The following is a 25,408-nucleotide window of genomic DNA, read 5'->3' as shown; positions in this document are numbered from 1 at the left end:
CTCGGCGTCGTCTGGTGCCAACCTCAGGCTACTGGTCAGACCAGTGTACTTGCTTGAAGGCCGGTTCAGGAGGCTGAATGAGAGCCCGGCTCCACCTCGCGGCGCTCGCGGTGCTGCTCGCGGCGTCCGCCTGCTCGGCCGGCTCCAGCGCGAGCGTGTCGAGCGGTCCCGACACGCTGTCGGTGGGCTTCACGGCCGAGCCGGCGAACTTCGACTTCACCCACGCCGACGGCGCCGCCATCCCGCAGGCCTTGCTGTACAACGTCTACGAGGGCCTGGTGAAGCTCGACGCGCAGGGCCGGATCGTGCCGCTGCTCGCCAAGTCGTGGACCGTGAGCCCCGACCGCAAGACGTACGACTTCCAGCTGCAGCCGGGCGTGAAGTTCAGCAACGGCGCGCCGTTCACCGCGTCGGACGTGAAATTCTCGCTGCTGCGCGTGAAGACCGACTGGACGATCTCGATCAAGTCGGCCATGGACGTGGTCGACCACGTGGACGTCGTCTCGCCCGACCACGCGCGCGTGGTGCTCTCGAAACCCAGCAACGGCTGGCTGTTCAGCCTCACCAGCCGCCTCGGCGCGATGTTCAGCCCGACCGGCGTGGCCGACCTGGCGAACAAGCCGGTGGGCACCGGGCCGTACGAGGTCGCGTCGCGTCGGCGCGGGGATTCCATCGTGCTCAAGGAGAACCCGGCGTACTGGGGCCGCAAACCGGCGTACTCCACGGTGGTGCTCAAGTACATCGCCGACCCGACCGCGCTCAACAACGCGCTGCTCAGCAACGGCATCGACGTGATCTCCTCACTCACCTCGGCCGACTCGATCCCGCAGTTCCAGGGCGACGACCGGTTCACCGTGCTGCAGGGCACCACCAACAGCGAGGTCACGCTCGCGTTCAACAACCAGCGCGCGCCGCTGAACGACCCGCGCGTGCGCCAGGCCCTGACGTACGCGATCGACCGCAAAGCCGTGCTGGACCTCGTGTTCAACGGCCGCGGCACGCTGATCGGCAGCATGGTCCCGCCCACGGACCCGTGGTACGAGGACCTTTCCGGCGCCTACCCATACGACCCGGCGAAGGCGAAGCAGCTGCTCGCGGAAGCCGGCGTGAAGAACCTCAACCTGCGGCTGCGGATCCCGAACCTGCCGTATGCCGTGTCGGCCGCGCAGGTGGTGCAGTCGCAGTTGGCCGACGTCGGCGTGCGGACCACGATCGAACCGCTCGACTTCCCGGCGGTGTGGCTCAAGCAGGTGTTCACCGACCACGACTACGACCTGTCGATCATCCAGCACGTGGAAGCCCGCGACATCACGACGTTCGGGAAACCCACGTATTACTGGGGGTACGACAGCAAACGGGTGCAGCAGCTGCTGGCCGAGGCCGACAGCGGCACGTCGCAGCAGCAGGTCGCCGACATGAAGCAGGTCGCGCGCCAGCTGAACACGGACGCGGCCGCCGACTGGTTGTTCCTGTACCCCAACGTGATCGTGGCGAAGAACAAGGTCACTGGGTTCGCGAAGAACCAGGTCAGCGAGTCGTTCGACCTCACCGGACTGAGGCCCGCATGACGGTGAAGGTGCTTCGGCGGGTGGCGATCCTCGTGGCGAGTCTCTTCGTCGCGTCGATCGTGGTGTTCCTGTTCATGGCCGTGCTGCCGGGTGATCCGGCACAGGTCGCGCTCGGCGTCAACGCGACGCCGGCGCTGCTGGCGAAGACACGCGCGGAGTTCGGCATCGACCGCTCGCTCGTCACGCAGTACTTCAGCTGGATCGGCGGCGTGCTGCACGGCGACTTCGGCCGCTCGTACGTCACGCGTGAAGCCATCGGGCCGCAGCTGCTCGACCGGCTCGGCGTGACGTTGTGGCTGGTCGGCGCGGGCATGGTGGTGGCGCTGGTGATCGCGGTGCCGGTGGGGATGTTCGCGGCCGTGCGGCACCGCAAGCCCAGTGGGGTCACGGTTTCCGGGCTGTCGCAGATCGGCGTGGCGATCCCCGCCTTCCTCGCCGGGATCATCCTGGTGCAGATCTTCGCGGTGCAGCTGCGCTGGCTGCCGAGCGGCGGATGGACGCCGCCGGACCAGGACGCGGGGCAGTTCGTGCGCGGGCTGATCCTGCCGGCGTTGTCACTCGGGTTGGTGCAGGGCGCGGTGCTCACGCGTTACGTCCGCTCGGCCGTGCTCGACACACTGGGCCAGGACTACCTGCGCACGGCACGGTCGAAGGGCCTGTTGCCGGCGCAGGCGTTGCGGCGCCACGGGTTGCGCAACGCGTCGGTGCCCGTCGTGACGGTGCTCGGCCTGCAGCTCGCGACGCTGCTGATCGGCGCGGTGGTGGTGGAGCGCGTGTTCGTGCTGCCGGGCCTGGGCAGCATGCTGCTCGACGCCGTATCGTCGCGCGATCTGCTGACGGTGCAGGGAATCGTGCTGGTGCTCGTGGCGGGGGTGCTGCTGGTGAACTTCGTCGTGGACGTGCTCTACACGGTGCTCGACCCGAGATTGCGGGGCTCGTGATGACCACGCTCACTCCTGTGCGAAACCGCAGCCTCGTGCTCGGCGCTGTGCTGGTGGCGCTCGTGGTGCTGGCCGCGCTGGTGTCGTTCGTGTGGACGCCGTACGACCCGGTGCAGGTCAACGCACCCGACAAGCTGCTGGGCTTTTCGGCCGAGCACCTGTTCGGCACCGACAAGTTCGGCCGCGACGTGTTCAGCCAGATCATGGTCGGCGCCCGCACCACGCTGTATGTCGGTGTGGTGGCGGTCGGCATCGCCGCGGTGATCGGCACGCCGCTCGGTGTGCTGGCAGGCCTGGCGCCGCGGTGGCTGGGCGAGTTCGTGATGCGCGGGAACGACCTCGTGCTCGCGTTTCCCGCGCTGCTGATGGCGATCATGTTCGGCGCGGTGTTCGGCGCCGACACGCTCACCGCGATGATCGCCATCGGCATCGCGACCATCCCGTCGTTCGCGCGGATCGCGCGGTCGGGGACGTTGCAGGTGGGCAGCAGCGAGTTCGTGCTGGCGGCGCGCGCGGCCGGGCGCTCGCGCGTGAACATCGCCGCGCGCCACGTGCTGCCGAACATCTCGGGCCTGCTGATCGTGCAGTCTTCGGTGTCGTTCGCGATCGCCGTGTTGGCCGAGGCGGCGCTGTCGTTCCTCGGCTTCGGCACGCGGCCGCCGACGCCGTCGTGGGGCCGGATGCTGCAGGAATCGCAGGAGCTGCTGACCGTCCACCCGCGGCTCGCGCTGGTGCCGGGCGTCGCGATCGCGGTGGCGGTGCTCGGGTTCAACCTGCTGGGCGACGGGCTGCGCGACCGGCTCGACCCGCGATTGGCGGCCCGGGCATGACTCTCACGGTGGAAGGCCTGCGGGTCGCCGACCTGGTGCGCGACGTGTCGTTCTCGATCGGCGCGGGCGAACGCGTCGGGCTGATCGGCGAGTCGGGGTCGGGGAAGTCGCTCACGGCGCTGTCGATCATGGGGCTGCTGCCGGACGAGCTGAGGGCGACGGGTTCGGTGCGGCTGAACGATCGCGAGCTGCTGGGCGCGTCCGAACGCGAGCTGTCGCGGTTGCGCGGCGACGGGTTGTCGATGGTGTTCCAGGAGCCGATGACGGCCCTGAACCCGGCGATGCGCGTGGGCCGGCAGGTGACGGAGCCGTTCCGCGTGCACGGCCGGCGGGGGCGTTCGGCGGAGGAACTGCTGGCGGCGGTCGGGCTGCCGGGCACCGCACGGGCGTACCCGCACCAGCTTTCGGGCGGGCAGCGGCAGCGGGTGGTGCTGGCGATGGCGCTGGCCAACGAGCCGTCGCTGCTGATCTGCGACGAGCCGACGACGGCCCTCGACGTGACGGTGCAGGCGCAGATCCTGTCGTTGATCAAGAGTTCGTTGTCCGCTGAGGCCGCGTTGCTGTTCATCACGCACGACCTGGCGGTGGTGGCGTCGGTGTGCGAGCGGGTGCTGGTGATGCTGGACGGGGAGATCGTGGAGCGCGGGTCGGCGCGGTCGGTGCTGACGGCACCGCAGCATGCGTACACGAAGGCTCTGTTGGCGGCTTCTGATCTGGAGGCTTCCCGATGAGTCCGATGATCGAGGTTCGAGATCTGACGCGGTTCTACAAGCGCCGGGATGTTCAGGCGTTGCGCGGCGTGAGTTTCGACGTCGAGGCCGGTCAGCGGTTCGGCATCGTCGGCGAGTCGGGATCCGGAAAGTCGACTTTGGTGCGGTTGCTCGCCGCACTGGATCGGCCGACGTCGGGCACGGTTTCCTTTGCCGGGCGGCGGATCGACAACCTGCCGGAGCGGAAGCTGGGGTTCCTGCGGTCGTCGATGCAGATCGTCTTCCAGGACCCGATGGGTTCGCTCGACCCGAGGATGCGGGTGCGGGACATCATTTCCGAGCCGTTGGGCCGCCGGTCGCCGGAGCGGGTGGCCTCGTTGCTGGCTGCCGTCGGCCTGCCCGCCGACGCCGCTTCGCGCTACCCGCACCAGTTCTCCGGCGGCCAGCGCCAGCGCATCTCCATCGCCCGCGCGCTGGCGCCGAACCCGAGCGTGCTGCTGGCCGACGAGCCGGTGAGCGCCCTCGACGTCTCCGTGCGCGGCCAGATCCTCGACCTGCTGGCGCGCCTGGTGGCGGAGTTCTCGCTGACGCTCGTTTTCGTCTCGCACGACCTCGGCGTGGTGCGGCACGTGTGCGACCGCGTCGCCGTGATGCGGCGCGGGGAGATCGTGGAGATCGGCGACGTCGAGGAGGTTTACGAAACGCCGCAGCACGAGTACACCCGGGAACTGCTGGCCGCCGCGCCCAACCTGCGCGCCGAGCTGGCCCGGCTGATTGGAGGGCCGAGTGGAGGGAGCGCGGAGGATGCCTGACTACCCCGAGGGACTGCCGATCGGCGCCGGTTGGGTGTCTACTTCGGACACTTCGGACGTGGTTTTCCCCTATGACGGCAGTGTGATCGGCTCGGCTCCGGTCGGCACGCCGGCGTTGGCGACGCGCGCGATCGACGAGGCGGTGGCTGTCGCGCGGGAGGTCGAGGCTCTGCCTTCGCGGACGCGTCGGCAGCTGCTGAACGACGTGGCCGCTGCTTTGCGCTCGCGCAGTGCCGAGTTCGAAGCATTGCTGGTCCGGGAAACCGGAAAACCGCTGGTCGACTGCCGGGTCGAGGTCGCGCGCACGATCGTCACCTGGGAAGCCGCGGCCGAAGAGGTGTCCCGCCTGCACGGTGAGACGGTCCCCCTGGACCTGCTCCCGTCGGGCGACGGCCTCGTCGGCTTCTGGAAACGCAAGCCGATCGGCGTTGTCGTCGGGATCGCGGGCTTCAACTACCCGGTGCTGCTGGCGTCGCACAAAATCGCGCCGGCCATCGCGGCCGGCTGTCCGGTGGTCGTGAAGCCCGCGCCGCAGACGCCCTTGGCCACGTTGTGGCTGGTCCACCTCGTCCGCTCGCTGGCGCCCATCCCGGCCATGGTGCAACTGGTCACGGGTGACGCTTCGGTCGGTTCCGCCCTGGTCACCGACCGCCGCGTCGGCGCGGTGTCGTTCACGGGCTCGGCCGCTGTCGGCCACCAGATCGCCCGTGACGCCGCCCCGACCAAGACTCTGCTGGAGTTGGGCTCGAACGCTGCTCTGGTCGTCGCTGAAGACGCAGACCTCGACGCGGCGGCTGACGCTGTGTTGAGGGGCGGCTTCTACGCCTCCGGCCAGGCCTGCATCTCGGTTCAGCGAGTTCTGGTCGTCTCTTCGGTGGCCACGGAATTCACGGCTCGGGTACTCGCTCGCCTGTCCGAAGTCGTCGTCGGCGACCCGCGCTCGGAGGCCACCCGCGTGTCCAAGCTGATCGACCCCCGCTCCACCGACCGTGTCGTCGAGTGGGTCGACAAAGGGACCGCCGCCGGAGCGCGGCTGCTGGCCGGCGGCTCTCTGCGTGACGGCGTCCTGGAACCGACGGTCTTGGCCGACGTCCCCGACGGCGTCGAATGCTGGGACGAAGAAATCTTCGGCCCCGTCGTCTGCCTCCGTACGGTGTCCGATGTGGACTCCGCCTTCGAGGCCGTCAACGCCTCGCGTTACGGCCTCCACGCCAGCGTCTACAGCCGCTCCCTCAGCACTGCCTTCCGCGCCCTCGACGAGCTCGACGTCGGCGGCGTGGTCGTGAACGAAGTCCCCGGCTTCCGCTCCGACACCATGCCCTACGGCGGCGTCAAGGACTCCGGCATCGGCCGTGAAGGCCCCCGTTTCGCCGTGGAAGAACTGACCGTGACGAGGATGGCGGTGCTACGCCCGTGAACTACGAAAACCTCTTCCGCCTGGACGGCCGCCGTATCGTGGTGCTCGGCGGCGGAAGCGGCATCGGCCGCGAAGCCGCGCGGGCGCTGGCCGCGCACGGTGCGCACGTGATCTGCGCGGACCGCGACGTTCCTGCCGCACGGGAGACCCGCGTGGCCGAGGTGTACGGGATCGATCTTCTTCAACCGGGTGCGGTCGAGCGCGCGGCCGAGGAACTGGGCGAGCTCGACGCGGTCGTGCTCACCGCCGGCGTCAACGTTCGCAAGCGGCTGCTGGACTACACCCGCGAGGAGTTCGACCGCGTCGTCGAGCTGAACCTCGGCGTCGCGTTCGAGGTGGTGCGGGCGTTCGGCGGGCCGATGGTCGCGCGCGGGCGGGGCAGCATCATCGGGTTCTCCTCGATTCGCGGCACCACCGTCGAGCCGGGCCAAGGCCCTTACTCCGCAACGAAAGCCGGCCTCGTGCAGCTCTTCCGCACCGCCGCCGCGGAGTTCGGGCCGTCGGGCGTCCGCGTGAACGCCATCGCGCCGGGCGTCGTCGAGACCCCGCTCACCGCGCAGATCAAGCAGAATCCCGGCTGGTACGACGCCTACGCCACCAAGGGCGCCCTCGGCCGCTGGGCGCGCGCCGATGAGCTGGCCGGCGCCGTGGTGTACCTCGCTTCGGACGCTTCGACGTTCGTCACGGGTTCCGTGCTCGCCGTCGACGGAGGCTGGACCGCCGTCGACGGACGTTTCGAACCACCCGCTTCGTGAATCGGAGGTAACGATGGAGCTGGCCGACCTGACCGCGGTGGACCTGGTCGCGGGCTACCGCGCAGGCACGGTGTCGCCCGTCGAGGCGACCGAAGCCGTTCTCACCCGCATCGAGGCGCGGGAGCCGCAGCTGCACGCCTTGTACGCGTACGACGCAGCTTCAGCGCGGTCCGCGGCGAAGCAGTCCGAAGCTCGCTGGCACGCCGGCGAACCGCTGGGCCCGATCGACGGCGTTCCCTTGACGCTGAAGGAAAACATCGCCACCCGCGGCACGCCCGTCCCGCTCGGCACCGCCGCCACCGCCCTCACCCCGGCCGCCGCCGACGCCCCCGCCGCCGCGCGCGTCCGCGAGTCCGGCGCCGTGCTGCTCGCCAAGACGACCATGCCCGACTACGGCATGCTCACCTCCGGCCTTTCCAGCTTCCACACCGCGACCCGCAACCCGTGGGACCTCTCGCGCACCCCCGGCGGCTCCAGCGCCGGCGCCGCCGCGGCCGCCGCCGCGGGCTACGGACCCCTCCACGTCGGCACCGACATCGGCGGCTCCATCCGCCTCCCCGCCGGCTGGTGCGGCCTCGTCGGCCTGAAGCCGAGCTTCGGCCGAGTGCCGGTGGATCCGCCGTTCCTCGGCCGCGCCGCGGGCCCGCTGACCAGGACCGTCGCCGACACCGCGCTGCTGATGGGCGTCCTGTCCGCCCCTGACGCCCGCGACCACCTCAGCCTCCCACCGGCCGCCCTCGACTGGACCGCGCTGGAGTCTTCGTTGCGCGGCCTCCGCGTCGGCCTCCACCTCGACCCCGGCGTCGGCCTTCCCGTCGACCCGCAGATCACCGCCGCCGTCACCGCCGCCGCAGCCCTCTTCGAATCCGCGGGCGCCGACGTCTCCCCGGTCGACCCCTTCCTCACCCGCGAACTCCTCGACGGCCTCGACGTCTTCTGGCGCGTCCGCGCCTGGTCCGACCTGCTCGCCCTTCCCGACGACCGCCGCGCCCGCGTCCTGCCCTACATCGCCACCTGGGCCGAGGCCGCCGGTTCGGTTTCGGCCCTCGACACCTACCGCGGCTTCGCCTGCATCGACCGCATCAGCACCGCGGCGCTGGAGGCCACCGCCGCCTACGACGTCGTCCTCTCCCCGGTCTGCGCCGTCTCCGCCCCCGCCTTCGACGCCGCGTCCCCCACCAACGACCCCGCGCGCCCCTTCGAACACATCCCCTTCACGGTGCCCTACAACATGTCCGGCCAGCCCGCGATCGCCCTCAACTGCGGCTACACCACCGACGGCATCCCGATCGGCCTGCAGATCGCGGGCCCCCGCTTCGCCGACTTGGCCGTCCTGCGTGCTGCTGCCGCGTACGAAAGGCTGCGCCCCGAGCAGCACCCCTGGCCGGTCAGCTGAGGACCGACCGTCCACCTGGGATTCAGGCGCTGACCGCCGCTGCCAGCGCCAGCACCCGCTGCGCTTCCTCCACGTGGAGGTTCTCGATCATCCGCCCGTCCACCGTCACCACACCCCGCCCGGCCGCGCGGGCCTCGTCGAAGGCCGCGATCACGCGGCGCGCGTGGTCGATCTCCGCGGGGGACGGGGCGAAGATCCGGTTGCACGGCTCCAGCTGCGACGGGTGGATCAGCGTCTTGCCGTCGAAGCCGAAGTCACGGCCCTGGCGGCATTCGACCTCGAAACCCGAAGTGTCCTTCACATCGTTGTAGACGCCGTCGAGGATGACCTTGCCCGTGGCGCGGGCGGCGAGGACGGCGGTCGACAACGCGGAAAGCAGCGGCCAGCGGCCCGGGATGAAGGCGGCGTGCAACTCCTTCGCCAGGTCGTTCGTGCCCATCACCAGCACCGTCAGCCGCGACGACGCGGCGGCGATCTCCTCGGCGTGCAGGATCGCGACGGGCGTCTCGAGCATCGCCCAGATCTTCGTCTCCTCGGGCGCGCCGCCGAGCTCCAGGGCGCGCTCGATGTTGTGCACCTCGCCCGCCGAGTTCACCTTCGGCACGACCACGGCGGCGGGGCCGGCGGACGCGGCGGCCCGCAGGTCGGCGTCGTGCCATTCGGTGTCGAGGCCGTTGACGCGGATGGCGACCTCGCGCGTTCCGTAGCTCCCCAGCGCGGCGCACACCCGCTCGCGCGCGGCTTCCTTCGCGTCCGGCGCGACGGCGTCCTCGAGGTCGAGGACGAGCGCGTCGGCCGGCAGGGTCTTGGCCTTCTCGAGCGCGCGTTCGTTGGCGCCCGGCATGTAGAGCACCGATCGGCGGGGCCGGATCTGCGTCATGCTCGCTCCTCACGCGACAGAACTCGACGGAAATCGACGGTCGCCAAACCCTAATCCGGGCCGGTGTGACACCGCTGCGGCGAAGGTCACCGCCAACCGGGTGACCCCCTCCCACCTGCGACGTCCACAGTGGAACACGGCACGGTTGCGCCGAACGGCGTAACGCGCTGGACTCTTTGCCACGGTGGAGTTCCGGGCCGCGGGTAGCCGTTCATAGGCGGTCCGTAACGCCACTCACCTCCGGCTCACTCGGTTGGCCGCACGGTCGGGCTGAAGTCCGACGACCGCCTACCGACCGGTCACCGACCGCTGAGCGCCGCCGATCGCAGCCACTCGTGCAACGTGAAGACCCCGTGCCGCCGCACTGGTACTCAAGTCATGTGCCCGTTTCACAAGGCACACAGGGGTACAGGTTGTTGAAGGAGGCGGAACTCGTGGCGGCTACACCTCAGAACACCGAGCGCTCGACGGTCGCCGGTGGCGCGAAGCGCAGCCGGTCGATGCCGAGCCGGGTGGTGCCGCCGATCGAGCTCCCCGCGAGCGTCGACGAGCTGGCGCGCAAGGCCGCGGCCCTTCTGGGCTGGAACGGCATTGTGCTGCCCGAGGCGACCCTGCTCGGCCGCAAGGTCAGCATCGTCGCCCGGCTTCGCACCGACGTGCACGCGGAGCGGATCGCGATGGGTGTCGGTCCCGTCGCCGATCGCGCCACCGTCGACACCTGGACCTGGCCAGAGCTGGCTGCGACCGCACCCGCGCCGGCCGCCGAGATCATCGGCGTCCTCGCGGTCGCACGGCACTGGCGGACCGCGATGGCCTCCGCGGTTCCGTTCGCACGTTACGGCGAGGCCGCGATGGTTCTCCCATCGCCTGCCGTACTGACGGAAGACTACGTGGCGAACTGCCTGCCGCGCGCTCGCGCGTATGGGCTCGCCATCGCCGCAGCCGACCCCCACGCCCAGGTCGACCTCGACCTCGAGGGCCGCACCGAGCGCATCCTCCTCGCCGAGGACCCCGTGTCGCGCTGGGTCAACGAAATGGCCTACGACCTGCTGCTGCGCACCGCCGAAGTCCCCGCCGACGTCGACTGACCGACCTGCGCGGGCTTCGCGACCGGACTAACGTCGGAATCATGCGAGTCGTCATTGCCGGTGGACACGGTCAGATCGCCCTTCGTCTCGAGAAGCTCCTGTCCGAGCGGGGTGATCAGCCCGTCGGGATCGTGCGCAACCCCGATCACGAAGGCGACCTGCTGGCCGCCGGAGCGGTGACCGTGGTGCTCGACCTGGAGCAGTCCGATGTGGACGCCGTCGTCGAGGTGCTCCGCGGGGCCGACGCGGCGGTGTTCGCCGCGGGCGCCGGGCCGGGTAGTGGCGAGGCGCGCAAGGACACCGTCGATCGCGCGGCCGCCGCGCTGTTCGCCGAGGCGGCGCAGAGTGCGGGCGTCCGCCGGTTCATCCAGATCGGTTCCATGGGCGCCGACACTCCCGACGCGCCGGGCCTCGACCCGGTATTCCGCGCCTACCTGCACGCGAAGGCCGCCGCGGAGGAAGACCTGAAGGCCCGCGACCTCGACTGGACGATCCTGCGTCCCGGCGCGCTGACCAACGAGTCCGGCACCGGCAACGTCAAGATCGCCCCCAAAACCGGGCGCGCCGCCGTGCCGCGGGAGGACGTCGCCGCCGTGGTCGTCGCCCTGCTCGACGCACCGGCCACCGCGCGCCGCACGCTGGAGCTGATCTCCGGTGAGGACACGATCGCGGACGCGATCTCGGCGCTCTGACCTGCACCTCTAGGATTGGATCCGTACCCACCGGACCACAGAGATGGGGAATCCTTCCTTGCGGGACATCGCGGTTTTCAGCGGTAGCGCTCATCCCGAACTGGCGGCGGAGATCTGCACCCACCTCGGGGTGCCGCTGCTCCCGGTGCAAGTCGAACGCTTCGCCAACGACTGCCTCCAGGTGCAGCTGCAGGCCAACTGCCGCGAGCGCGACGTCTTCATCATCCAGCCGCTGGTGAAGCCGGTGCAAGAGCACCTGGTGGAGCTGCTGCTGATGCTCGACGCGGCGCGCGGCGCGTCGGCGGCCCGCATCTCCGTGGTGATGCCGCACTACGCGTACGCGCGCTCGGACAAGAAGGACGCGCCGCGCATCTCCATCGGCGGCCGGCTCGTGGCCGACCTCATGGTCACCGCCGGCGCCGACCGCGTGCTCGCGATGACGCTGCACTCGCCGCAGGTCCACGGCTTCTTCTCGGTGCCCGTCGACCACCTGCACGCGCTGCACGAGCTGGCCCGGCACTTCCGGCAGTACGACCTGTCCAACGCCACCGTCGTCTCGCCCGACCTGGGCAACGCGAAGGAAGCCGCGCATTTCGCGCGGCTGCTCGGCGCGCGCGTCGCGTCGGGCACGAAGCAGCGCTACGCCGACGACCGCGTGGAGATCACCTCGGTGATCGGCGACATCACCGGCCGCGACGTGATCGTGCTCGACGACGAGATCGCTCGCGGCAGCACCGTGCTGGAGCTGCTCGACCGCCTGCGAGAGCTGAAGCCGCGCACGATCCGCGTCGCCTGTACCCACGGGTTGTTCGCCGACAAGGCGATCGACCGGATCGGCAGCCAGGAAGACGTGCTGGAGATCGTCTGCACGAACACGGTGCCGGTCGCGGTCGAGGAGCGCAGCGAGAAGCTGAAGATCCTGTCGATCGCGCCGGCGATGGCCGAGGCGATGCGGCGGATCCACAATGGCGAGTCGGTCAGCTCGCTGTTCGAGCCGATCTGATCAGACCGGTTTGATCAGGCCGGTTTTGATCAGATCGAGCCGAGCACCCGGTCCAGGTAAGTGTTGGTGAACGTGCCGGCCGGGTCACACTCCTTGCGCACGCTCAGGAAATCGTCGAAGTGCGGGTAGCGCGTGCGCAGGGTGTGGGCGTCGAGGTCGTGCATTTTGCCCCAGTGCGGGCGGCCGCCGAACTGCGCGACGATCGCCTCGAAGCCCGCGAAGTACTCGCGGTAGGGCATGCCGACGAACTGGTGGATGGCGATGTAGGCCGAGTCGCGGCCGTTCGCCGTGGACAGCCAGATGTCGTCGGCCGCGGCCACGCGCACCTCGACGGGGAACATCACCGGGTTCTCGAGCCGCGGCACGAGCGCGCGCAGCTCGGCAAGCACGTCGAGCAGTGATTCACGTGGAACCGCGTATTCCGACTCCACGAACCGCACGCCGCGGTGCGTCACGAACACGCGGTGCGAGAGGTCGCTGTACTCGCGCGCCGAAAGCACCTGCGCGGCGAACCCGCCGAGCGGCTGCACGAGCTTCGGCACCGCGCGGCCGAGCCGGCAGATGCCGCCGAACGCGACGTTCTCCGTGAGCTCGTAGTCCACGAACTGGCGCAGCTTCGACAGCGGCTTGCGCTCGGTGCCCAGTGGCTGCCGGTTGTTGCGCTTGACCAGGGCGTTCTTGCCGTAGGGGAACCAGTAGAACTCGAAGTGGTCGCACGCGGCGGCGAACTCGTCGAAGCCTTCGAGCACCTGCTCCAGCGGCTCAGGCCGTTCCTGTGCGGTCAACACGAACGAGGGTTCACACTGCAGGGTGACGGTGGTGATCACGCCGAGAGCCCCGAGGCCGACGCGGGCGGCGTTGAACAGGTCCGGGCGCTCGTCGGCGGAGCAGGTGACGACGGAGCCGTCGGCGAGCACGAGCTGCAGCCCGACGATCTGAGCCGAGATGCCGCCGAAGCGCGCGCCGGTGCCGTGGGTGCCGGTGGAAATCGCGCCGGCGATGGTCTGTGCGTCGATGTCGCCGAGGTTCGTCATGGCCAGGCCGAGGCCGTCGAGTTCGGCGTTGAGCTGCTTGATCGTGGTTCCGGCGCGCACGGTCACGCGATGGGTTTCGAGGTCGGCCGTCTCGATGCCGGTCCAGCGCGTGAGGTCGAGCGCGTCGCTTTCGGCGACGGCGATGGCCGTGAAGGAGTGGCCGCTGCCCCACGGCCGCACGCGGCGGCCGGCGTCGGCGATACCGCTCACAACATCGGCGACCTCCGCCGTGCTGCGGGGCCGGTGCACCCGTTGCGGGGAGGCCTTGGCGGTGCCGGCCCAGTTGCTCCACGGAGTCATCGCGCACCTTGTCGTCGCTGAGCTGAGTGTCCTTACGGTAGTTGCTGGAACAGTAAGTGAATGAGATTCGCGTTTCAAGCGTTGTTGTCGTACCGTAAGTCCGTGACCACCTCTCCGAACGGCTACGACCTCGCGACGAAGGACCTCGATCCGCCCTTCGCGATCGTCGACCTGGACGCGTTCGACGCGAACGCCGACGACCTCGTGCGTCGTGCCGCCGGCAAGCCGATCCGGGTGGTCAGCAAGTCGGTCCGGTGCCGCTACCTGCTGGAACGCGTGCTCGGGCGTGACGGCTTCGAGGGCCTGATGTGCTACTCGCTCGCCGAGGCCGTGTGGCACGTGGAGCAGAGCACGACGCGCGACATCGTCGTGGCCTACCCGACAGCCGACTACGAGGCCCTGCGCCGCCTCGCCGCGTCGGACGAAGCGCGCGCGGCCATCACGATCATGGTGGATTCCACCGAGCACCTGGACCTCGTCGACGCCGCCCTCGGCCACGGCCACCCGGACATCCGCGTGTGCCTCGAGTTGGATGCGTCGTGGCGCCCGCTGCCCGGCGTCCACGTCGGCACGCGGCGCTCGCCGGTGTTCACCGTGAAACAAGCCGTGTCCTTCGCCCGCGAAATCGCCGCGCGGCCGGGCTTCGTGCTGAAGGGCCTGATGGCGTACGAAGGCCAGATCGCCGGCCTCGGCGACGCGGCCGGCAGCGGCGTGTCCAACTCCGTGATCGGCTGGATGCAGCGCCGCTCAGCCGCCGAGATCTCGCGCCGCCGCGGCGCCGTCGTCCGCGCCGTGCGCGACATCGCCGACCTCGAGTTCGTCAACGGCGGCGGCACCGGCAGCATCGAAACGACCGGCGCGGAACCCGCCGTCACCGAAATCGCCGCCGGCTCAGGCCTCGTCGCCCCTACGCTCTTCGACGGCTACTCCCGCTTCCACCCGCGCCCCGCCGCGCTCTTCGCGCTGCCCGTCGTCCGCCGCCCGGCCCGCGATGTCGCCACCCTGTTCGCCGGCGGCTACATCGCCTCGGGCCCCGCGGGCGCCTCGCGCGTCCCCTCTCCCTACTTCCCGGCCGGTCTGAAACTCCTCGGCTTCGAAGGCGCCGGCGAGGTCCAAACCCCCGTCACCGGCCCCGCCGCCTGTGACTTGCGGCTAGGCGACCGCGTTTGGCTGCGCCACGCCAAGGCCGGCGAACTCGCCGAACGCTTCGACGCCTACCACCTCCTCCGCGGCGACCAACTGGACCGCACCGTGCCGACTTACCGCGGGGAACACAAGAACTTCGGCTGAGGCACCACCACGACCTGGAACTCGTCCCCGCACACAACCCGGAGACCTCAGCGGCCGAGTTGTCCACAGCGGACACGAGTTGTGGACAACTCCTGTGGACAAACCGAAAGCTTGCGCCTCCCACAGGGGGAGCAGGCAGGCTGGTCTCTGTGGATGACGACGAAGTTCTCTCGATCGGCGAGCTGGCCCGGCGGTCCAGGTTGTCGGTCAAGGCGGTCCGCTACTACTCCGACCTCGGGCTGGTTCCCACGGCCGGCCGGGATTCGGCCGGCCGTCGGCGGTACAGCGCGGATGCCGTGGCGCGGCTCGGGGTGGTCCGGACCTTGAGAGCGCTCGGGGTTGGGCTGAAGACCATTCGAGCCGTCGTCGGACGAGAAGCTGAGTTGAGTGACGTCGCGGCCGGCGAGGCTGAGGCGATCGAAGCGTGGATCAAGGTGCTCCAGGCGCGGCGCGCGGTTCTGCTGGCCGTCGCGCGCAACGGGGTTGGCTGGGAGGAGATCGAGATGGTGCACGAGCTGGCCGCGATGTCGGCACAAGAGCGGCGGAACCTGATCAAGAAGTTCCTCTACGAGGTCTTCGGCGGGTTGGACGCGTGGCTGGCGGGCATCGAACGCACCCTCACCCCCGAGCTCCCCGACGATCCCACCCCCGAACAGGTCGACGCCTGGGTCGAGCTCGCCGAGCTCACCCAAGACGCGGAGTTCCGCACCGCACTCCGCGACCTGGCCGCCGCCCAGCCCCGCACTCCAACGCCGGTCCGAGACGTCATCGCCAAGGTCGCCGGAATCAACCTCGAAGCAGACCCCCACGGGCCAGACGGCGCCGAAGCCCTCCACCACATCAACCCGACCCCGGCAGACTTGGCCCGCATCCGCCAAGCCCAAGACCCCCGCCGAGACCGCTATCTCCGGCTACTGGCCACCATCAACGGCTGGGCCGCACCAACTCCACTCAGCCCAGCCCTCGAGTGGTTTGAAAAAGCCACCCGCCATCACTCGCCGAACTTGCTCGCCAGGTAACCCTTCACCACGTGCTTCGCCTCCGCGACGATCCGCTCGTCGCCCTGCGGGTCCCGCCGGAACGCGAGCTTCAGCAGCGCGTCCGCGGTCTCGTTGGCAATGGCGATGGCGAACCGGAGCTCATCCGCCGGCCGGTCGACCTGCACCCGCAGGATGTCCACCAGCGAGTCGACGATCACGGAGTTGTTGTCGCGCTCCTCGTCGAGGAGCTGGACGTCGATGACGTCACCGAAGTGGACCTTGGAGAAGCCCGGGACCTCGCGGTGCATCCGCAGGTAGATGTCGAGCACGGAGTCGACGATGTTCCACCAGTGCTCGGGGTTGAGCTCCTTCAGCCGTTCGTTCACGGCGGCCACGAAGCGCTCGAGGTTGCGCTGCGTCAGCGCCTGGACGACGGCTCGCTTGTCGGGGAAGAACTGGTACAGCGAGCCCACCGCGACGTTCGCGCGTTTGGCGATCAGCGTGGTCGTCAGCGCGTCGTAGCCGAGCTCGTCGATGAGCTGAGCGCTGGCGTCGAGCATCTGCTCGACGCGCTTGGCGCTGCGCTGCTGCACGGGCTTGCGCCGCAGCGGAGTGGTCTCCGCCTGGGTCTCCGACACTGTCGTTCCTCGGTCTTTCTCGCTGTTCTTGCGCTCCCCGTCCCGCCGGCAGCGGCGGAACCACTCGTCTGATCTGGGACTTTAGCGCCCTTGCGGGCTTCCCCCTGGACGAGTGACGACCTAGCATATGAGAACTTTTCACGTTCACCCGACCGGGTGGCCGGATGAGAAAGGTGTGTTCCGCCGGTGGACTATCCGACCTTCCCGCCCGAATTCCTGTGGGGTGTCTCGACCTCGGCGTTCCAGATCGAAGGCGCCACGGCCGAAGCCGGCCGCGGACCGTCCATCTGGGACACCTTCACCGCGACCGACGGCAAGATCGCCCGCGGTGAGGACGCCAAGGTAGCGGCGGACCACTACCACCGCTACTCCGAAGACATCGCCCTGATGGCGGAACTCGGTGTGGGCGCGTACCGGATGTCCATCGCCTGGCCGCGCATCCAGCCGACCGGCACCGGCAAGCCGAACGCCGAAGGTCTCGCCTTCTACGACAAGCTCATCGACGACGTGTGCGCCGCCGGCATCGCGCCCGCCGTCACGCTGTACCACTGGGACACGCCCCAAGCGCTCGAAGACGACGGCGGCTGGCTCAACCGCGACACTGCGCACCACTTCGCCGAGTACGCCGCCATCCTCGGCGAGCGCTTCGCCGACCGGGTGAAGCTGTGGATCCCGCTCAACGAGCCGATGGTCATGTCGATCTACGGCTACGGCATCGGCGAGTACGCGCCCGGCCAGTTCCTCCTGCTCGACGCGCTCCCGACGGCCCACCACCAGAACCTCGCCCACGGTCTCGCCACCCAGGCGCTGCGGGCCGCGGGCGCCGAGAGCATCGGCACGGCCAACAACCACTCACCCATCTGGCCCGCCGACGAAGACGAGGAGACCGAAGCCGCCAAAACCTGGCTCGACGCCCTCCTCAACCGCACCTTTGCCGATCCGGTCCTGCTCGGCACCTACCCCGAGCAGATCCACCCGCACCTGCCCGACGGCTTTGAAAAAGACCTGCCCACCATCCACCAGTCGCTCGACTTCTACGGCGTCAACTACTACGAGCCCCAAGGCGTCGCGGCACCCGGCGAGGGGAATCCCCTTCCGTTCGAGCTGCGCCCGGTCGAGGGTTACCCGGTGACCACCAACGACTCGCCGATCGTGCCCCAGGGCCTGCGCGAGTTGCTGGTGTCGTTCCAGGACCGCTACCGCGAGCACCTCCCACCCGTGTACATCACGGAAAACGGTTGCAGCTTCGCCGACGCACCCGATGAACACGGCCAGGTCCACGACCCTGAACGCATCGACTTCCTCGACGGCCACCTCCAGGCCGTGCGCGAGGCGATGAACGCCGGCGTCGATGTGCGCGGCTATTTCGTCTGGTCCCTGCTCGACAACTTCGAATGGTCGAAGGGCTACGCACCCCGCTTCGGGCTCGTGCACGTGGACTACGAGACTCAGCGCCGCACACCGAAGGACTCCTTCGCCTGGTACCGAAAGCTGGTCCGCCATGAGTGACACGACCACCAACCGGCTTCCGGAAGCGCTCGCCGAACCGCTCACACGGGTGCGGCGGGGCTGGATGAGCCTGCTGTTCTTCGCGAACATCGCGATGTGGCTCGGCATCTACGCGCCGATCCAGGTCCTCCTGCCGCAGCAGGCCGAGCTGCTCGACGCCGCGAACAAGGAGACCGTGTTCGGCGTGGTCACGGGCGTCGGCGCGGCGGTGGCGCTCGTCGCGAACCCGCTGGTCGGCCTCTTGTCCGACCGCACGGTCTCGCGCTTCGGCCGCCGCCACCCGTGGACCGTCCTGGGTGCGGTCCTCGGCGCGGCCGGGCTGCTGGTGCTGGCCGAGGCACCCAACGTCGTCGTGATGACCATCGGCTGGTGCCTGGTGCAGGCCGGGCTCAACGGCATGCTCGGCGCCACGCTCATCTGCGGCGTCGCCGATCGCGTGCCGGTCGGTCAGCGTGCGCAGGTCGGTGGCCTGATCGGCATCGCGCAGATGCTCGGCACGGTGCTCGGCGCTGTGGTTGTCGTGGTGATGCTCGACGTGGCGGGCCTGCCGCTGGGGTACGCGGTGTGCGCGGTGATCGTGCTCGGCGGGGCCGGCGCGTTCGTGTTCCGCACGCCCGACGCGCGCCTGCCCCTGGAGTTCCGGTCCAGCATGCGGTTCCGGCGGTTCCTCAAGGACCTCTGGGTGTCGCCGCGCAAGCATCCGGACTTCGCGTGGGCCTGGGGCTGTCACTTCATGATCAACCTTGGCAACGCGTTCGGCACGCTTTTCCTGCTGTTCTTCCTCAAGGACTCAGTGCACTACGCCGACCCGGAAGACGGCCTGCTGATCATGATGGGCCTCTACGGTGTGGCGCTGGTGATCGGCGCCGTGCTGGCCGGGCACTTCTCCGACAAGTCGGGCCGCCGCAAGCCGTACGTCCTGGCGTCCTCGGCCGTGATGGCGATCGCCGCGCTGCTGCTGGTGGTGTGGCAGACGTGGCCGGCGGCACTGATCGCATCGCCATTGCTGGGCATCGGGTTCGGCGTGTACATGGCCGTGGCGCTGGCGATGCTCACGCAGGTGCTGCCGGTCGCGCAGAACCGGGCGAAGGACCTCGGCGTGGTGAACATCGCCGGCTCGCTGCCTCAGGTCGTGGCACCGTTGCTGACGACGCTGATCCTCGAGTTCCTCGGCGGCTACCCGGCACTTTTCGGGGCGGCGGCACTGGCGACGGTCCTCGCGGGTGTGCTCGTCACGCGAGTGAAAGCCGTCCGGTGATCAGTCTGGTGATCAGAGTGGTAATCGGGCAAACCCGATAACTCCGAAGTGGAACCGCGGGCCGGTGCCGGTCGGGGGAGGGGAGTGCAACGGCACCGGCCCGCGGAGTTTGTGGTCGTAGCCAGGGAGTTGGCCCGGCTGCGATGATCTTCAACCTAGCGGCGGATTTCGCCGTCCGCTAGAGCCTGCAGTGATAATTTTCGATTAATCGCGGTGAGGACTGGGGCAACCGGGGCTGGTTCGTCTCGCTCGGGGGGACGGACGAACCAGTCCACGGCCACGGCGAGAGTGCCGGTGCCGGTCCGACCGGGGCAGTCGGGTCCGGCGCTCGCTCGCCTGCTCGGGATCAGGCCGTGACGGCCCGGGGGTTCACCAGCGCGTGGCGGCCGGTGGTTTCGGCGGGCGTCGCGCGCCGCGCCTGGTTCGGGACGCGGCGACGGCTCGCGCTGCCCTCGTCCTGCGTGCGGGCCTGCGGGGCGAGGCCGCCGGCGACGAGGTGCTCGTGCGCCACCTGCCACACCGAGCACGGCGCCTTGCAGCGGTGCCACCGGGTGGAGCACGTGGGGCAGTCGCCGCGCTCGTCGGGCTCGTGGGCCTGCAGCATCGCCCGCCAGCCTTCGGTCAGGCGTGGCAGTTCGGAGCGGGCCACCGAGACGAGCGACTGTGCGTCGGCTCGCGTCGCCAGGTCGGACAGCATGTCGAGGCGTTCCCAGACCGCGTTGCGGAGGACCTGCCCGAGTACCTGATCCATGGAGAGCTCACCGTTACCTTTCCGCCATTTTGGCGGCTTCGTTGAGAGCGGCCCTGAGCTGGCCGAGCTGACCGGATGTCAGGCGAGCGGTCTCGCCGGGAGGCGAAACGACGACGACCTGGTCGTTTTCCACGAACACCGTCACCGCGCGCTCGCGGCTGATGAGGTCGCCGCACTGCACGCGCCACACCAGCTGTCCGCCTTCGTAGTGACGGACACCTGCGGTGCGGGGGTCGGCCACGGCGGAGGGGGTGACCGGCCGGGTCGCGGTCGCGATTCCCGGCGCGCCCGGGGCGGGCCGCAAGGGCCGCATCGCGGTCCCGGCATGTCCTCCTGCGAGCGAGTCAACGAACTCCACTGGCCCTCCACCGCTCTCTCGTCCCGTGTGCACCTTGCGAGATGCACATCCGCGTCGTCGCCGGTCTCCCGGTCTTCGTCGCTCTCCGTGATCGCTACCGGTGTCCGGGCGGTGACGGAGATCTGACAACTACAGTGAAGTGAAACCGAGTGCGATAGAAGGTCGAAACCGCGTCATAGCGGTGACCGGGCGAGGTTCCACGGTAAGCGGTCAGTGGAGTTCGGCCGGGCCGATCAGACACACTGTCTGCTCGTTTCACATGCTTCTCGAGGTGTGCTTAGTCTGCTTCCGACGCCCAACGGACGGTGAGGGGTCGTTATGGACGCCAGTGCTGGCGACAAGGTTTCCGGTGGTTCCGGCGGCAGCCCGGTTCCGCCCGATGCCTGGGAACAGCAGGAAATGCGCTCTGCGCTGGCGGCCCGGGAGATCAGCGCGGTGTATCGCCTGTTGCGCAAGCACGGTGTCTCGCAGCGCCAGATCGCCGCGATGACCGGCCAGTCGCAGTCCGAGGTGTCGGAGATCCTCAAGGGACGCCAGGTCATGGCGTACGACGTGCTCACGAGAATCGCCGACGGCCTGGGTGTCCCCCGTGGATACATGGGTCTCGCGTACGACGAGACCACGGCGATACGGGTCGTCGGTTCGTCCGACGGCCGGCAGGCTGAGGAGGACGAGTCCGTGAAGCGACGGAGGTTCCTCGCGCACGCCGCCCAGGTCACGATGGGTGCGGCGGTGTTCGGTTCGGAATCCGGGACGTGGTCGGCGGCGCCGGCGCGCACGCCCGCTCCCGGGCGCATCGGGACGACCGACGTCCGCCAGGTCGAGGCGGCGACGAGGGCGCTGCGCGCGCTCGACTACCAGTACGGCGGCGGGTTCTGCCGCGACGCCGTGGTGGCGCAGCTGTCCTGGGGCCAGCAGATGCTCGAGTCCACCGCGACCGAGGTGGTGAAGCAGCGCCTGTTCGTGGCGCTCGCCGACCTGCACAGCCTCGCCGGCTGGACCTCGTTCGACACCGGCCTGATGGACTCCGCCCGCGGTCACTTCGCCAACGCGCTGGACCTGGCCAAACAGGGTGACAGCCACCCGCTCGTCGCCAACGTCCTCTACCGCATGGGCCGTGTCTACCTGCACAACGACGCCCCGAACGACGCGCTGAAGCTCTTCCAGCTCGGCCAGATCGCCGCGCAGGAGTCGGGTTCCGAGCTCGCCGTCGCGGTGCTCTGCGCCAACGAGGCCTGGGCCTACGCGATGATGGGCAACGAGGACCAGGCCACCAAGCTGCTCGGCCGCAGCAAGGACGAGTTCGCGCGCGCCGACCTCGTCAACGCCGAGTCGTGGGTGAAGTTCTTCAACGAGACCGACGTCTACGCGATGACCGGCACCGTGCACACCGTGCTGGCGCAGAAGAACTCCGAGCACACCAAGTACGCGATTCCCGCCCTGACCAGGGCCGTCGACTCCTACACCGACGACATGGCGCGCAGCAAGACGTTCATGCTCAGCGCGCTGGCCACCAACCACCTGCTCGACGGCGACCTCGACCACGGCGCCAAGGTGGGCGGCAAGGCCCTCGACTACGCCGAGAGCATCAAGTCGGAGCGCATCAAGGACCGCCTGCGCCCGCTGCAGGTGGAGGCCGAGCGTCGACGCAACAACGGTGACGCCCGTGACCTCGCCGACCGGCTCAAGATCTTCTACGCCGCCTGAGGCAGGCGGCCGGTTCACGCCCGCGAAGCTACGGGGGGCGCTGGCCGACACCTGCGCCCAGCTGGGCCTGGATCCGGCCGGCGCGCGGCTGCTGCGCTTCACCAACAACGCCGTGTACGCACTGGCTACGGCCCCCGTCGTGGTGCGGATCGTCGGCTCCACGCGGCTGCGCCACCGGGTCGGCACGGTCGTGCGGGTCGCCGAGCATTTCGCCCGCCACGGCATCCCCGCGATCCGGCTGATCGAAGGCGTCGAGCAGCCGCTGCACGTCGGGCGGCACCTGGTCACCGTGTGGCACGAGGTGCGGTCCGTCGGGCCGGCGCCGACCCCCGCCGACCTGGCCGGGCTGTTGCGCCGCGTCCACGCGTTGCCGCCACCTGCAGGCCTCGCCGAGTGGGCGCCGTTCGACGCGGTGCGCGCCCGCGTGTCCGACGCCGAGGAGCTCGCCGACGACGACCGGCGGTTCCTGCTGGATCGCTGCGCGGAGGTCGAGGCGCAGCTGGCGGAGCTGGACTTCCCGCTGGCCAGGGGCTTCGTCCACGGCGACGCGTACCCGGGCAACGTGATCCCCGGCGCGGGTGGCCCGGTGCTGTGCGACTTCGACTCCTCCTGCGTCGGCCCGCCCGAGTGGGACCTCACGCCGCTTGCCGTCGGCCGTGAGCGGTTCGGGGACCCGCCGGGCCGCTACCAGGAGTTTGCCCGCGCGTACGGCTTCGACGTCACGGCCTGGTCCGGCTTCGCCGTGCTGCGGGCCGTACGCGAGCTGAAGCTCACCACCAGTGTGCTGCCGATCCTGCGCAGCCACCCGCAGGTGCGCGCCGAGCTGCGCCGCCGTCTCGACGACCTCCGCCACGGCCGCACAGCCGCCGGCTGGTCGCGCTACCGCTGATCGGGACGAGTGGCCCGCGCCACATTCATGAGCTGCTGCACGTGCATTCGACGCCTGAAGGGGACCACTCGTCGCTTCCCCGAAGATCGCTGGCGGAGTCTTCGCGCGAGTAGAAGTTCGGTCCGGCCGATCGCCTCTAACGGAGGACTGCTACTCCCGTGGTGCAACTTGCAGCTACTTGCGGTGAGAACGAGCCGGTAACGCGCTCGGAAACACTCGGATTTCGAGCAAGTCGGCTTCAGGAAACGGCGACCGGCGCCCGCGTCAGCACGACCGCGAAGCCGAACGCCAGCCCCATCACCGTGAGCTCGAGCGTCGCCCACGACGCGATCGCCGTGCGGTTGTGGCGCACGATCTGCGGCATCAGCCGCCAGCGCAGGTTGGCGGCGAGCAGGGCGATCGCCCCGGTGCACACGATCTTCAGCAGCACCAGCTGCCCGTACGGGGTGGTGAACACGCCCGCCCAGAAGCTGATGGTGGGGTTGGCCAGGATCTCGACGGCGCCGTTGAACACGCCGGTCACCGCGGAGACGGCCAGGCACAGCGTCGCGAGCTTGGAGAACCGTGGCAGCGCGTGGGCCAGCAGCGTGCGGTTAGTCGCCAGCAGCACGATCATCGCGCCGAGGCCACCGCACCAGGCGACGGCGCTCATCACGTGCAGCTCCATCGAGATCATTGTGTAGTCGTGCCACGACGAGTTCGACGCGTGGCCGGTCACCGGCAGCGGCAGGAGCGCGAACATGCCGACGCCCACGCGCACCTCGGCCGGCACCTTCTCGCCCTGGCGCAGCGCGAGGAACCCGAGCCCCGCGTGCAGCAGCGCCAGCACCGCGACGATCACGAGCGCCTTGCCCGCGCCGACTTCGGCGATGTACGCGCCGATGTCGCCCGCGGTCAGCGTGTCCTTGCCCGGCTTGTACTCCGCCGTCTGCAGGATCAGGGCGACCACCGAGCTTGCCGACCAGATCAGCGCGGCGGCGACGGCCGCCGGGCGCGCCCGCCGCATGATCGGCTCGGTGAGCTTCGGCCGGTCGTAGCCGACCATCACCGAAAGCAGGCCCAGCCCGATCGTGGCGACCGCGGCCAGGTCCATCAGCACGCGCACGATCGGGATGGCGGCCGAGACCACCTCGCTGGGCTCCACCACACCCGGCACGGGCGCGGCCGCCGTGAGCGCGACGCCGATCAGCGCGCCCAGCAGGCCCGCCGTGACCACGCAGATCAGCGTGGACCAGCGGACCGTCGAGGTGGTCTCGGCTCGTGTCACTGCTTCGTCTTCTCCTGGCTTGGCTCACGCCCGGTGCGCAGCGCCACGGTGAGCCCGATCGCGAGCAGGACCACCGCGCCGGCGATCCAGACCCAGATGGGAATGCCCGTCGAGCCGGAGGTCGAAGACGTCGCCGACGCATCGGCGGCCGGTGCCCCGGACGCCTTGGCCGCGTCGACCTTCGCCGGCGTACCGGTGCCCGCCTTGGTCAGCGTGAACGGGATCTCGCCCGACACCGGGTGCCCGTCGGCCGACAGGATCCGGTAGCCGACCGTGTACTTGCCCGCCGGGCCGAGTGGCCGCAGCGGTGCGCTGATCACATTGTTCTCCACCGTCACCGGGCCCTCGGCCCACTGGTTCCCGTCGGGTCCGGTCACCGCGATCTGGTTCACGTCGGCGTTCTGCACGTACTGGTCGAACGTGAGCGTGACCTTCGCCGGACCGGTGGCCAGCGACGCGCTGTCGGCCGGGTCGGAGCTGATCAGCACGTTGTGCGCCAGCGCCGGGGTGGCCGTGCCCAGCAGGGCCACCCCGGTGATCGCCAGCGCGAGGAGCGCTTTCCGCATTTACTTGCTTCCTCCGGTGTTGCCGGTGCGGCGGGAGCGCAGGACCGCGCCGCCGCCGATGCCGAGCCCGAGCGCGCCCACGACGAGGCCGGCCCCGCCGAGCCAGCGCGCCGTGGTGTCCGAAGCCGGCGTCGCCGCTTCGGCGTTGGTGGTGGAGGCCGTCATGCTCGCGTGGTCGCCGCCCTCAGCCTCGGCGGCGAGCTTGACGGTCGGCGCCGGGTGTTCCGGCTCCTCGCCGCCGGCGGGCGTCGGCTGGTTCCACGACACCACCTTGCCACCCTCGTACGTCTGGATGGCGGGGAACTCGAGCTGGTCGACGTTCGCGGGCAGCGGCCCGGCGCTGATCTGGAACTCCTCGAACTCGTTCTGCCCGATCTTGGTGCCGGGCTGCGCGGTCCAGACCACCTTGGTCACGGCCTCGGTGATCTTCGTGCCCGACGCGGTGGTCACCGGCTGCGGGAGCGGCGACTCGGTGACCTGCGCGCTCCAGCCGGGGATGGGCTTGGTGCGCACGCTGCCGATGCCGTACTCCGGCTTGATGTCCACCTCGAGCTTGATGGTGCCGAGCTTCGCGTCCTCGTTGGGAACGCGGAAGAAGATCGCACCGTAGCCGCCCTTGGCCGGCTGGTCGCCGTAGACGTTGGCGGTGACGTGGGCCGACGCGATGCCGGCGCCGAGCAGGCCGGTGATGCCGACGGTGGCGGCGAGGACACCGGCGCGCTTGAAGACGTGATGGGACACAACTGCTCCTGAACAGGGGGGTGATCCG

General features: G+C 69.8%; 25 protein-coding genes. 17 read left to right on the top strand and 8 right to left on the bottom strand.

The window, feature by feature from the left end; all coding sequences use genetic code 11:
- Positions 1-77: 77 nt before the first annotated feature.
- Genes AB0H62_RS06425 through AB0H62_RS06390 form a run of 8 tightly spaced genes read left to right on the top strand, consistent with a single transcriptional unit; the run spans position 78 to position 8,429 of the window.
- The gene (locus AB0H62_RS06425; protein ID WP_360584472.1) at positions 78-1,568 is read left to right on the top strand and encodes an ABC transporter substrate-binding protein; all 1,491 of its coding nucleotides are present in this window, start codon (positions 78-80) and stop codon (positions 1,566-1,568) included.
- Entirely contained in the window at positions 1,565-2,509 is a 945-nt protein-coding gene (locus AB0H62_RS06420) for an ABC transporter permease (protein WP_360584470.1), read from the top strand. The genes AB0H62_RS06425 and AB0H62_RS06420 overlap by 4 nt, the downstream gene beginning before the upstream one ends.
- Before the next feature lie 17 nt (positions 2,510-2,526).
- The gene (locus AB0H62_RS06415) at positions 2,527-3,339 is read left to right on the top strand and encodes an ABC transporter permease (RefSeq protein ID WP_255638577.1); all 813 of its coding nucleotides are present in this window, start codon (positions 2,527-2,529) and stop codon (positions 3,337-3,339) included.
- A complete protein-coding gene (locus AB0H62_RS06410; RefSeq protein ID WP_360584468.1) occupies positions 3,336-4,070 on the top strand; it encodes an ABC transporter ATP-binding protein in 735 nt (244 codons plus the stop codon). Before AB0H62_RS06415 ends, AB0H62_RS06410 begins: the two co-directional genes overlap by 4 nt.
- 5 nt (positions 4,071-4,075) lie before the next feature.
- On the top strand, positions 4,076-4,861 hold the full coding sequence (locus AB0H62_RS06405) for an ATP-binding cassette domain-containing protein (RefSeq protein ID WP_220245479.1): 786 nt from the start codon (positions 4,076-4,078) through the stop codon (positions 4,859-4,861).
- Positions 4,854-6,278 carry an aldehyde dehydrogenase family protein gene (locus AB0H62_RS06400; RefSeq protein WP_220245480.1) on the top strand — a complete coding sequence of 475 codons (1,425 nt, stop codon included), beginning with the start codon at positions 4,854-4,856 and terminating at the stop codon, positions 6,276-6,278. Before AB0H62_RS06405 ends, AB0H62_RS06400 begins: the two co-directional genes overlap by 8 nt.
- Positions 6,275-7,033: an SDR family NAD(P)-dependent oxidoreductase gene (locus AB0H62_RS06395; protein ID WP_220245481.1), complete on the top strand. Its 759-nt coding sequence runs from the start codon at positions 6,275-6,277 to the stop codon at positions 7,031-7,033. The genes AB0H62_RS06400 and AB0H62_RS06395 overlap by 4 nt, the downstream gene beginning before the upstream one ends.
- Before the next feature lie 13 nt (positions 7,034-7,046).
- Positions 7,047-8,429, top strand: coding sequence for an amidase (locus AB0H62_RS06390; protein ID WP_360584465.1), 1,383 nt, complete (start codon positions 7,047-7,049; stop codon positions 8,427-8,429).
- Positions 8,430-8,451: 22 nt separating this feature from the next.
- Here the strand turns inward: AB0H62_RS06390 and AB0H62_RS06385 are convergent, their stop codons facing one another.
- Complete coding sequence (locus AB0H62_RS06385; RefSeq protein WP_220245483.1) at positions 8,452-9,309, bottom strand: CoA ester lyase; 858 nt, start codon at positions 9,307-9,309, stop codon at positions 8,452-8,454.
- Positions 9,310-9,743: 434 nt separating this feature from the next.
- Between AB0H62_RS06385 and AB0H62_RS06380 the strand changes: the two genes are divergently transcribed.
- From AB0H62_RS06380 to AB0H62_RS06370, 3 genes are read left to right on the top strand one after another with little or no spacing between them, the layout of a single operon-like run.
- Positions 9,744-10,397: a hypothetical protein gene (locus AB0H62_RS06380; RefSeq protein ID WP_220245484.1), complete on the top strand. Its 654-nt coding sequence runs from the start codon at positions 9,744-9,746 to the stop codon at positions 10,395-10,397.
- Positions 10,398-10,438: 41 nt separating this feature from the next.
- On the top strand, positions 10,439-11,089 hold the full coding sequence (locus AB0H62_RS06375) for an NAD(P)H-binding protein (RefSeq protein WP_220245485.1): 651 nt from the start codon (positions 10,439-10,441) through the stop codon (positions 11,087-11,089).
- A gap of 43 nt (positions 11,090-11,132) precedes the next feature.
- Positions 11,133-12,092 carry a ribose-phosphate pyrophosphokinase gene (locus tag AB0H62_RS06370; RefSeq protein WP_220245486.1) on the top strand — a complete coding sequence of 320 codons (960 nt, stop codon included), beginning with the start codon at positions 11,133-11,135 and terminating at the stop codon, positions 12,090-12,092.
- 29 nt (positions 12,093-12,121) lie between these two features.
- Here AB0H62_RS06370 and AB0H62_RS06365 read toward each other — a convergent pair whose 3' ends face one another.
- Positions 12,122-13,426 (bottom strand): D-arabinono-1,4-lactone oxidase, encoded by a 1,305-nt coding sequence (locus tag AB0H62_RS06365; protein ID WP_220245487.1) that lies wholly within the window; start codon positions 13,424-13,426, stop codon positions 12,122-12,124.
- A 102-nt stretch (positions 13,427-13,528) separates the two neighbouring features.
- On the opposite strand from AB0H62_RS06365, the gene AB0H62_RS06360 reads away from it, so the two are divergent.
- The gene (locus AB0H62_RS06360; protein ID WP_360584461.1) at positions 13,529-14,716 is read left to right on the top strand and encodes an amino acid deaminase/aldolase; all 1,188 of its coding nucleotides are present in this window, start codon (positions 13,529-13,531) and stop codon (positions 14,714-14,716) included.
- A gap of 149 nt (positions 14,717-14,865) precedes the next feature.
- Positions 14,866-15,735, top strand: a complete 870-nt coding sequence (locus AB0H62_RS06355; RefSeq protein ID WP_360584459.1) for a MerR family transcriptional regulator — start codon at positions 14,866-14,868, stop codon at positions 15,733-15,735.
- Here AB0H62_RS06355 and AB0H62_RS06350 read toward each other — a convergent pair.
- Positions 15,708-16,334, bottom strand: a complete 627-nt coding sequence (locus AB0H62_RS06350; protein WP_220245489.1) for a TetR family transcriptional regulator — start codon at positions 16,332-16,334, stop codon at positions 15,708-15,710. The genes AB0H62_RS06355 and AB0H62_RS06350 overlap by 28 nt on opposite strands.
- A 186-nt stretch (positions 16,335-16,520) precedes the next feature.
- Here AB0H62_RS06350 and AB0H62_RS06345 point away from each other — a divergent pair, with 186 nt between their 5' ends.
- Together AB0H62_RS06345 and AB0H62_RS06340 are read left to right on the top strand one after the other, a co-directional pair.
- Positions 16,521-17,843, top strand: coding sequence for a GH1 family beta-glucosidase (locus AB0H62_RS06345; RefSeq protein WP_220245490.1), 1,323 nt, complete (start codon positions 16,521-16,523; stop codon positions 17,841-17,843).
- The gene (locus AB0H62_RS06340) at positions 17,836-19,101 is read left to right on the top strand and encodes an MFS transporter (protein WP_360584456.1); all 1,266 of its coding nucleotides are present in this window, start codon (positions 17,836-17,838) and stop codon (positions 19,099-19,101) included. The genes AB0H62_RS06345 and AB0H62_RS06340 overlap by 8 nt, the downstream gene beginning before the upstream one ends.
- A 346-nt stretch (positions 19,102-19,447) precedes the next feature.
- Here AB0H62_RS06340 and AB0H62_RS06335 read toward each other — a convergent pair whose 3' ends face one another.
- Both AB0H62_RS06335 and AB0H62_RS06330 read right to left on the bottom strand, forming a co-directional pair.
- Complete coding sequence (locus AB0H62_RS06335) at positions 19,448-19,852, bottom strand: hypothetical protein (protein WP_220245492.1); 405 nt, start codon at positions 19,850-19,852, stop codon at positions 19,448-19,450.
- A 13-nt stretch (positions 19,853-19,865) separates the two neighbouring features.
- Positions 19,866-20,210, bottom strand: coding sequence for a hypothetical protein (locus AB0H62_RS06330; RefSeq protein ID WP_360584454.1), 345 nt, complete (start codon positions 20,208-20,210; stop codon positions 19,866-19,868).
- 318 nt (positions 20,211-20,528) lie between these two features.
- On the opposite strand from AB0H62_RS06330, the gene AB0H62_RS06325 reads away from it, so the two are divergent.
- Together AB0H62_RS06325 and AB0H62_RS06320 are read left to right on the top strand one after the other, a co-directional pair.
- Positions 20,529-21,917, top strand: coding sequence for a helix-turn-helix transcriptional regulator (locus tag AB0H62_RS06325; protein ID WP_220245494.1), 1,389 nt, complete (start codon positions 20,529-20,531; stop codon positions 21,915-21,917).
- Entirely contained in the window at positions 21,877-22,806 is a 930-nt protein-coding gene (locus AB0H62_RS06320; RefSeq protein ID WP_220245495.1) for an aminoglycoside phosphotransferase family protein, read from the top strand. The genes AB0H62_RS06325 and AB0H62_RS06320 overlap by 41 nt, the downstream gene beginning before the upstream one ends.
- A 238-nt stretch (positions 22,807-23,044) precedes the next feature.
- On the opposite strand, the gene AB0H62_RS06315 is transcribed toward AB0H62_RS06320, so the two are convergent.
- The 3 genes from AB0H62_RS06315 to AB0H62_RS06305 are packed head-to-tail and all read right to left on the bottom strand — an operon-like array spanning position 23,045 to position 25,380.
- On the bottom strand, positions 23,045-24,073 hold the full coding sequence (locus tag AB0H62_RS06315; RefSeq protein WP_220245496.1) for a CopD family protein: 1,029 nt from the start codon (positions 24,071-24,073) through the stop codon (positions 23,045-23,047).
- Positions 24,070-24,639, bottom strand: coding sequence for a copper resistance CopC family protein (locus AB0H62_RS06310; protein ID WP_360584451.1), 570 nt, complete (start codon positions 24,637-24,639; stop codon positions 24,070-24,072). Before AB0H62_RS06310 ends, AB0H62_RS06315 begins: the two co-directional genes overlap by 4 nt.
- The gene (locus AB0H62_RS06305; protein ID WP_220245498.1) at positions 24,640-25,380 is read right to left on the bottom strand and encodes a YcnI family protein; all 741 of its coding nucleotides are present in this window, start codon (positions 25,378-25,380) and stop codon (positions 24,640-24,642) included.
- Positions 25,381-25,408: the final 28 nt, after the last annotated feature.

It is taken from the genome of Amycolatopsis sp. NPDC050768 (assembly GCF_040654155.1).
Taxonomy (GTDB): Bacteria; Actinomycetota; Actinomycetes; order Mycobacteriales; family Pseudonocardiaceae; genus Amycolatopsis.
The sequence above is the reverse complement of the archived record's forward strand: the minus strand, read 5'-3'. Positions and strand labels throughout refer to the sequence as shown.

Excerpts from the sequence above, each read along its gene's own strand:
- AB0H62_RS06340 (WP_360584456.1), top strand. The coding sequence starts at position 17,836 with ATGAGTGACACGACCACCAACCGGCTTCCGGAAGCGCTCGCCGAACCG.
- AB0H62_RS06365 (WP_220245487.1), bottom strand. The coding sequence starts at position 13,426 with ATGACTCCGTGGAGCAACTGGGCCGGCACCGCCAAGGCCTCCCCGCAA.
- AB0H62_RS06405 (WP_220245479.1), top strand. The coding sequence starts at position 4,076 with ATGATCGAGGTTCGAGATCTGACGCGGTTCTACAAGCGCCGGGATGTT.
- AB0H62_RS06420 (WP_360584470.1), top strand. The coding sequence starts at position 1,565 with ATGACGGTGAAGGTGCTTCGGCGGGTGGCGATCCTCGTGGCGAGTCTC.
- AB0H62_RS06400 (WP_220245480.1), top strand. The coding sequence starts at position 4,854 with ATGCCTGACTACCCCGAGGGACTGCCGATCGGCGCCGGTTGGGTGTCT.
- AB0H62_RS06390 (WP_360584465.1), top strand. The coding sequence starts at position 7,047 with ATGGAGCTGGCCGACCTGACCGCGGTGGACCTGGTCGCGGGCTACCGC.
- AB0H62_RS06375 (WP_220245485.1), top strand. The coding sequence starts at position 10,439 with ATGCGAGTCGTCATTGCCGGTGGACACGGTCAGATCGCCCTTCGTCTC.
- AB0H62_RS06425 (WP_360584472.1), top strand. The coding sequence starts at position 78 with ATGAGAGCCCGGCTCCACCTCGCGGCGCTCGCGGTGCTGCTCGCGGCG.
- AB0H62_RS06370 (WP_220245486.1), top strand. The coding sequence starts at position 11,133 with ATGGGGAATCCTTCCTTGCGGGACATCGCGGTTTTCAGCGGTAGCGCT.
- AB0H62_RS06325 (WP_220245494.1), top strand. The coding sequence starts at position 20,529 with ATGGACGCCAGTGCTGGCGACAAGGTTTCCGGTGGTTCCGGCGGCAGC.
- AB0H62_RS06385 (WP_220245483.1), bottom strand. The coding sequence starts at position 9,309 with ATGACGCAGATCCGGCCCCGCCGATCGGTGCTCTACATGCCGGGCGCC.
- AB0H62_RS06310 (WP_360584451.1), bottom strand. The coding sequence starts at position 24,639 with ATGCGGAAAGCGCTCCTCGCGCTGGCGATCACCGGGGTGGCCCTGCTG.
- AB0H62_RS06410 (WP_360584468.1), top strand. The coding sequence starts at position 3,336 with ATGACTCTCACGGTGGAAGGCCTGCGGGTCGCCGACCTGGTGCGCGAC.
- AB0H62_RS06335 (WP_220245492.1), bottom strand. The coding sequence starts at position 19,852 with ATGGATCAGGTACTCGGGCAGGTCCTCCGCAACGCGGTCTGGGAACGC.